Origin of the sequence: Allostella sp. (assembly GCF_041913585.1) — a bacterium.
Taxonomy (GTDB): Bacteria; Pseudomonadota; Alphaproteobacteria; order ATCC43930; family Allostellaceae; genus Allostella.
In genome coordinates, this window is record NZ_JAYSFE010000187.1 from 1 (window position 1) to 6,300 (window position 6,300).

The following is a 6,300-nucleotide window of genomic DNA, read 5'->3' on the forward strand; positions in this document are numbered from 1 at the left end:
CCGTCAGTCGATCTCGAACCGGATGCCCTGGGCCAGCGGCAGCGCGGTCGAGTAGTTGATCGTGTTGGTGGCCCGCCGCATGTAGCCCTTCCAGGCATCGCTGCCGGACTCGCGGCCGCCGCCGGTCTCCTTCTCGCCGCCGAAGGCGCCGCCGATCTCGGCGCCGCTCGGTCCGATATTGACGTTGACGATGCCGCAGTCGCTGCCGGCCGCCGACATGAAGCGCTCGGCCTCGCGCAGGTCGGTGGTGAAGACCGAAGAGGCCAGCCCCTGCGGCACCGCGTTGTGCAGGGCGAGGGCCTCGTCGAACTCCCGGTAGCGCAGGACGTAGAGGATCGGCGCGAAGGTCTCGTGGCAGACGATGGCGGTCTGGGCCGGCATCTCGACCAGGGCCGGGGCGACGTAGTAGGCGTCGGGGAAGCGGTCGGCCAGGGCGCGGCCGCCGCCATGGACGGTGCCGCCGTCGGCCCGCGCCGTCGCCAGTGCCGCCTGCATCGCCTGGAAGGCCGCCGCATCGATCAGCGGCCCGATCAGGGTGCCCGACTCCAGCGGGCTGCCGATCGGCAGCCGCCCGTAGATCTGGGCGAGGCGCGGCACCAGCCGGTCGTAGACGCTCTCGTGCACGATGATCCGGCGCAGCGAGGTGCAGCGCTGGCCGCAGGTGCCGACGGCGGCAAAGGTGATGGCGCGCTCGGCGAGCGTGAGATCGGCGGACGGCGCGACGATCATGCCGTTGTTGCCGCCGAGCTCCAGGATCGAGCGGCCGAAGCGGGCGGCGACCCGGGGTGCCACCGCCCGGCCCATGCGGGTCGAGCCGGTGGCGCTGACGATCGGCACCCGCGGGTCGTCGACCAGGGCCTCGCCGACGTCGGCGCCGCCGATCACGACGGAGGCGAGGCCTGGCGGCAGCCCCATCTCGGCCGCGGTGCGGTCGAAGATCGCCTGGCAGGCGAGCGCCGTCAGCGGCGTCTTCTCCGACGGCTTCCAGACGACGCTGTCGCCGCAGACCAGCGCCAGCATGGCGTTCCACGACCACACCGCGACCGGGAAGTTGAAGGCGGTGATGACCGCGACCGGCCCCATCGGGTGCCACGTCTCCATCATGCGATGGCCGGGCCGCTCGGTCGCGATGGTGAGGCCGTAGAGCTGGCGCGAGAGGCCGACGGCGAAGTCGCAGATGTCGATCATCTCCTGGACCTCGCCCAGGCCCTCCTGGACGATCTTGCCGGCCTCCAGGCTGACCAGCCGGCCGAGGTCGGCCTTGTGCCGCCGCAGCTCCTCGCCGAGCCGCCGCACCAGCTCGCCGCGCTGCGGCGCCGGCACGCTGCGCCACTGGGCGAAAGCGGCGGCCGCCCGCTCGACGGCCGCGGCCGCCTCCGCCGCGCCGCCGACGGCGACCCGCCCGATGACCGCCCCGTCGATCGGCGAACGGACGACCAGCGGCCCGTCGGCATAGGCGGCGGGCGGGACCCCGAGACGCTGGAGGACGGCACGGGCTTCGGCGGCGGTATCGGTCATCGCAATGTCTCGCGTCGGCTGCATGGTGGGGGTCATCGTCATACGGCGCCGGACCCGGAGGGGGGAAGCCTGGAAGCAGCGCATCCGGGAGGGCCCACTTTATCCACAGGCGGTCCGCGTGCTACTGGTGGCCCATCGCATGCACCGTCGGTTGCAGCCATGGACCAGGAACTGTCGTCCCCGTCTCCCACCCCCGGCCCGGCCGAAGCCGACCGGCGCCCGGCCGCGCCCCGGCGGCGGGCCGCAGATCCGGACTGGATCGACGCCCAGCTCCGTTCGCTCTACGAGGCAGTGGTGGCCGAGCCGCTGCCGCCCGAGCTCCGGGCGCTCGTCGAGCGGCTCGACGAGGCCCCTCCCGCAGCGCCTACAGCCCCCGCCGCCCCTAGAGCCAGCGGCGGCGCTTGAACCACCAGTAGGGCACGATCGCCGACAGCACCATGGTGGCGAGCGCGAAGGGGTAGCCGTACTTCCATTGCAGCTCCGGCATGGCCGCGAAGTTCATGCCGTAGATCGTGCCGACCAGGGTCGGCGGCAGGAAGAGCACGGCCGCCACCGAGAAGACCTTGATGATGGCGTTCTGCTCGAGGTTGATGAGCCCGAGCGTCGCCTCGTGCAGGAAGCCGATCTCCTGCTCGAGCTGGCTCTCGAAGGCGCCGAGCGAGGCGAGGTCGCGGGCGACCGCCTTGATGCGTGACGACAGGCCGCCCTTCAGCCACCCGTCCGCCCCCTGGCGCAGGAACGGCAGCAGCCGGCCGAGGCTGAGCAGGCTCTCGCGCAGGATCGCCAGCAGCCGGTTGCGCCGACCGAGCTGCCGGATCAGGGCACGGAGGTCGGGACGCTCCTGATCCGGGCCCGGGTCATCGCCCTCGTAGAAGATCGTGGTCGAGCAGCCGTGGAGGTCGGTCGCGACGATCTCCAGCACGTCGGCGATGCGCTCGACGAAGCTCTCCAGCAGCGACAGCAGGATCGCCGGCGCCGTCCGGTTGTCGTCCGGATGCCGGGCGAGCCGGCTGGCGAAGGTGCGGAACGGCATCGGGTCGGAGTAGCGGACGGTGACGAGGTGGTCGGACGTCAGCAGGAAGGTGATGTCGGCCCGCGTCGGCCGCTTGTCGGCGACGCCGGTGACGACGACGACCGTCATCACCAGCGCCCCGCCGTCGCGGTAGAGCCGGGCGGATTCCTCGATCTCCGACATCTCCTGCCGGGTCGGCACCTGGAGGCCGAGCAGCGATTCGACCGCCCGCTCGTCGTCGGCGGTCGGCGTCTCGAGGTCGATCCACAGAATGTCCGCCGCGAGCGGCGCCGGTTCCAGGGGGAGCTGGACGATCTGCTCGCCCCGGCGGCCCCAATAGCGGATCACGGGGTGCGTTCGGCGACCTGGGTCGGTGCCGCCGCGCTGCGGTGGGAGATCGGGGTCGCCTCGCTCATGGCGGCGGCGCAGAGGCCGATCACGGGCACGAAGACGATGCCGATGCAGATGGCGAGCACCATCCCGACATCGGAGGGGCGACGGTCCTGCGGCGCGCGCGCCGCGGCCACCTTCCGGAGGATCGAAGGGGTCATCGGGCTACTCCTGCCGGGCGTCCGCTTTCGCGGGCCGCCCCGGTGCCCGAGCCGATCAGGCGGCGGGCTTGCCCTGGACGACCGAAAACGGAACGCCCGATCGACTATATGGGTCGGTCGGCATGGGTTCCTGTTCCTGGGGTATCGCGGCACCACGAGCGGGCACAGCGATGACGCTCAAATGACCCTTCCCGCGGCCGGCGTCAAGCCGATTCCGCCCCACTGCAGCAACCCGCGCGACGCCGGCCGGGACGGGCGCCACGGGGTCGGTCGTCGAGCTTGCGGCGGATCTCGCCGAGTTCGTCGGCGGACAGCACGAGGTCGCAATTGCGCCCGTCCGGCCGGCGCGCGTCGTCGACCTCCCCGGGCCCGCCGGTCATCCTCCCGTTCGATGTCGGCCCAACTGGCCCGGTCCGGGTACCGGTACAGTTGACGGCGCAATCGCTGGTGGTGACCCTACTCACCGCCCGATCGATCGCTCAAGGTCGGCTGTCGTCAACGAGTCGGCGGGCCGCGAAGCCCGCCGCCCAGAAGGGAGGCAGACATGCCTGCGACATTGTACGAACGCCTCGGAGGCCGTGACCGCATCACCGCGATCGCCAACGACCTGGTCGAAGCCCACCTCGTCAATCCCCTCATCCGGCAGCGCTTCCTGCATCTCGATGCCGAGGGGGTGCGGAAGATCAAGCACCATGTCGTGGAGTTCTTCTGCGCCGGCAGCGGCGGGTCGGCGAACTACACCGGGCGCGACATGCTCAGCACCCACAAGGGCATGAACATCAACGAGCAGGAACTGGTCGCGGCGATCGACGACGTCGTCGCCGCGATGCGCAAGCACGGCGTCGCCGACGCCGAATGCAACGAGGTCGTCGGCATTCTCTATTCGCTGAAAGGCGACGTCGTGCGCGTCTGAGCGGCGACGGGCCGGCGGGCGGGTCTACGCGCGCCCGGTCAGAGCGCGTAGACCCGCTGCGCCGTGCCGGCGAAGAGCGCCCGCTTCTCCCCCTCCGACGCCGCGGCGGCGATGCGCTTGAAGGCGTTCCACAGGGCGGCATAGCCGATGCCCATCTTCTCGACCGGGAAATTGCTCTCGAAGAGGCAGCGATCGGCGCCGAACAGTTCGATGCAGGTCTCGATCCAGGGCCGCCACAGCCGCGCCAGTTCGGCCGAGTCCGGCGGCGCTGGGCGGGCGCCGTAGTCGTAGGCGGCGAGCCGCATCATCATCCCGCCCAGCTTGACCGAGACGTTCGGGCAGCGGGCCAGTTCCGTCATCCCGGCCTTCCATTCGGCGAAGACCGCGTCGCCGCGACCGGCATAGGGGCCGTAGCCGAGCGGTCCGCCGCAATGGCCGAGGACGAGGTTGGCCTGCGGCATGGCGCGCGCGAGGTCGAGCGCCTCCGCCAGTTGCGGATGGAACACCCAGAGGTCGAAGGCGAGGCCGCGCGCGCTCAGGCGCGCGAGGCCGCGGCGGAACTCCGGCCGCGCCAGGAGGTGCGGGCCCGGCGCGCCATGGCCGATCACCGGGTCGACGTCCCACGAGGCCTGCTGCCGGACGCCGCGGAAGCGCCCGCCGCCGGCGCGGACATGCGCCTCCAGCACCGGCTCGACGGCGTCGCCCAGCGCCAGGTCGGCGAACCCGACGATGCCGGCCGCGACCCGCGTCGGGCCGTACTGGCCGCTCGCGCTCATCGCCGCGATCCCGTTGACGAACTCGGTCTCCCCGACCGGCCGCAGGTGCGGCGGCCCGTCGGCACGGTACATCGCCCGGCACTCGATGAAGACGGTGGCGACGACGTTGTGCCCGGTGCCGGTGTCGGCCAGCAGGTCGGGCAGGAAATAGGGGTGGTCCGGCTTGTGCCAGAGATGATGGTGGGCGTCGACGATCGGCAGGTCCGGCTCGAGGATCGCCTCGGCCTCGGCCCGCGCCAGCCACTCGGGCCGCGGCGGGAAGATCCGGCCGTACTGGGTCGCCATGTCCAATGCCTCCCTCGCCCTGCCCCGTCGGGGAGTACGGCACGCCCGGCCGCCCGGCCGCAAGGCTGAACCGGACGGCACGGGTCGGCGACAGAAGGGGGTTCGCGGCCCTATGATCCCTGGCCGCCCCAGCCGGCGAGGCCCGACCGCCCCGATGTTCGACCGATACTATCTCCGCCGCCTCGACGCCGACCTGGAGACGTGGGCCGCCCACGGCTGGGTGACCGAGGCCGGCGCCGCCGAGATCCGCCGCCATGTCGAAGCCGGCGCCGGCCGGCGCACCCTTCCGGGCGTGCTCGGCGCGCTCGGCGCCCTCCTCATCGCCGCCAGCCTCTTCGCCTTCGTCGCCGCCAACTGGGACGGCGTGCCGCGGCTCGGCAAGGTCGGGCTGGTCTACCTCCTGCTGGCGGGCACCGTCGCCGGCGCCTGGGCGATGGCCCGGGCCGGACTGCGCATGGGCGCGGACGCCGCCGCGACCATGGCGACCCTCGTCTTCGCCGGCGGCGTCGCCCTCGTCGGCCAGATGTACCACCTGCCGGCCGACTGGCCGGGCGGCGGGCTCTACATCGCCATCGGCGCCATGGCCGCCGCCTTCCTGGCCCGCGCGCGCGGCGCACTGGTCGTCGCCTGCGCCGCGCTCGGGACCTGGACCTTCGGGCGGCTGGTCGAGACCGATCAGGCGAGCCACCCCGCCTTCTGGATCGCCTTCGTGCTGGTCGCCTGGCTGGCAGCCTCCCGGCCCGGCGCGCTTTCCCGCCACAGCGTCGTCCTGCTGCTCGCCGGCCATCTCGGCACCTGGATCATGACCGTCCCGCTGCCCTCGGTCGGCGGCGACGGCGAATGGTCGCGGGCGGCACTGGCGACCGGCCTCGCCGCCGCCACCGCCGCGATCGGCTTCGCCCTCCGCCTGCTGTCGCCCGCCTTCGGGCTGACGCTGGCCCACTGGTCGCTGTGGTTCTTCGCCGGCCTGCTCGGCGTCTTCCAGCTCGCCGCCTTCGAGGCCGACGGGCTGCAGCGCCAGGGGCTGGCCGGCATCGGCCTCGTGGCGCTGGCCGCCGGCGCGGCGCTGCCGCTGGCCCAGATCGCGATCGCCCCCGACCGCCGCGGCGCCGCCCTGCTGGCGGCGGCCCTGCTGCCCGGCCTCGCCATCGTGCCGGCCCTGTGGTGGCTGCCGGGGGCGGCGGCCCTGGTCGCGCCGGTGCTGGCGCTGGCGAGCAGCGTCGGGCTGATCGGCGCCGGGCTCTT

At 72.9% G+C, this 6,300-nt stretch carries 7 protein-coding genes; 3 read left to right on the top strand and 4 right to left on the bottom strand.

Annotated elements, in window-relative coordinates; genetic code table 11:
* Nucleotides 1–3 precede the first annotated feature (3 nt).
* Entirely contained in the window at nucleotides 4–1,518 is a 1,515-nt protein-coding gene (locus ACE3Q3_RS22240) for an aldehyde dehydrogenase family protein (RefSeq protein ID WP_374449687.1), read from the bottom strand.
* A 159-nt stretch (nucleotides 1,519–1,677) separates the two neighbouring features.
* Between ACE3Q3_RS22240 and ACE3Q3_RS22245 the strand changes: the two genes are divergently transcribed.
* On the top strand, nucleotides 1,678–1,923 hold the full coding sequence (locus tag ACE3Q3_RS22245; RefSeq protein ID WP_374449689.1) for a NepR family anti-sigma factor: 246 nt from the start codon (nucleotides 1,678–1,680) through the stop codon (nucleotides 1,921–1,923).
* Here ACE3Q3_RS22245 and ACE3Q3_RS22250 read toward each other — a convergent pair.
* Complete coding sequence (locus ACE3Q3_RS22250) at nucleotides 1,901–2,878, bottom strand: magnesium transporter CorA family protein (protein ID WP_374449691.1); 978 nt, start codon at nucleotides 2,876–2,878, stop codon at nucleotides 1,901–1,903. The two genes, ACE3Q3_RS22245 and ACE3Q3_RS22250, sit on opposite strands and share 23 nt — an antisense overlap.
* Complete coding sequence (locus ACE3Q3_RS22255; RefSeq protein ID WP_374449693.1) at nucleotides 2,875–3,081, bottom strand: hypothetical protein; 207 nt, start codon at nucleotides 3,079–3,081, stop codon at nucleotides 2,875–2,877. Before ACE3Q3_RS22255 ends, ACE3Q3_RS22250 begins: the two co-directional genes overlap by 4 nt.
* 544 nt (nucleotides 3,082–3,625) lie before the next feature.
* Between ACE3Q3_RS22255 and ACE3Q3_RS22260 the strand changes: the two genes are divergently transcribed.
* Nucleotides 3,626–3,994, top strand: a complete 369-nt coding sequence (locus ACE3Q3_RS22260; protein WP_374449695.1) for a group 1 truncated hemoglobin — start codon at nucleotides 3,626–3,628, stop codon at nucleotides 3,992–3,994.
* 38 nt (nucleotides 3,995–4,032) lie between these two features.
* On the opposite strand, the gene ACE3Q3_RS22265 is transcribed toward ACE3Q3_RS22260, so the two are convergent.
* Nucleotides 4,033–5,055, bottom strand: coding sequence for an amidohydrolase (locus ACE3Q3_RS22265; protein ID WP_374449696.1), 1,023 nt, complete (start codon nucleotides 5,053–5,055; stop codon nucleotides 4,033–4,035).
* Between the two features lie 154 nt (nucleotides 5,056–5,209).
* Here ACE3Q3_RS22265 and ACE3Q3_RS22270 point away from each other — a divergent pair.
* Nucleotides 5,210–6,300: DUF2157 domain-containing protein (locus ACE3Q3_RS22270; RefSeq protein ID WP_374449698.1), on the top strand; the 1,091-nt coding region annotated here is incomplete at its 3' end.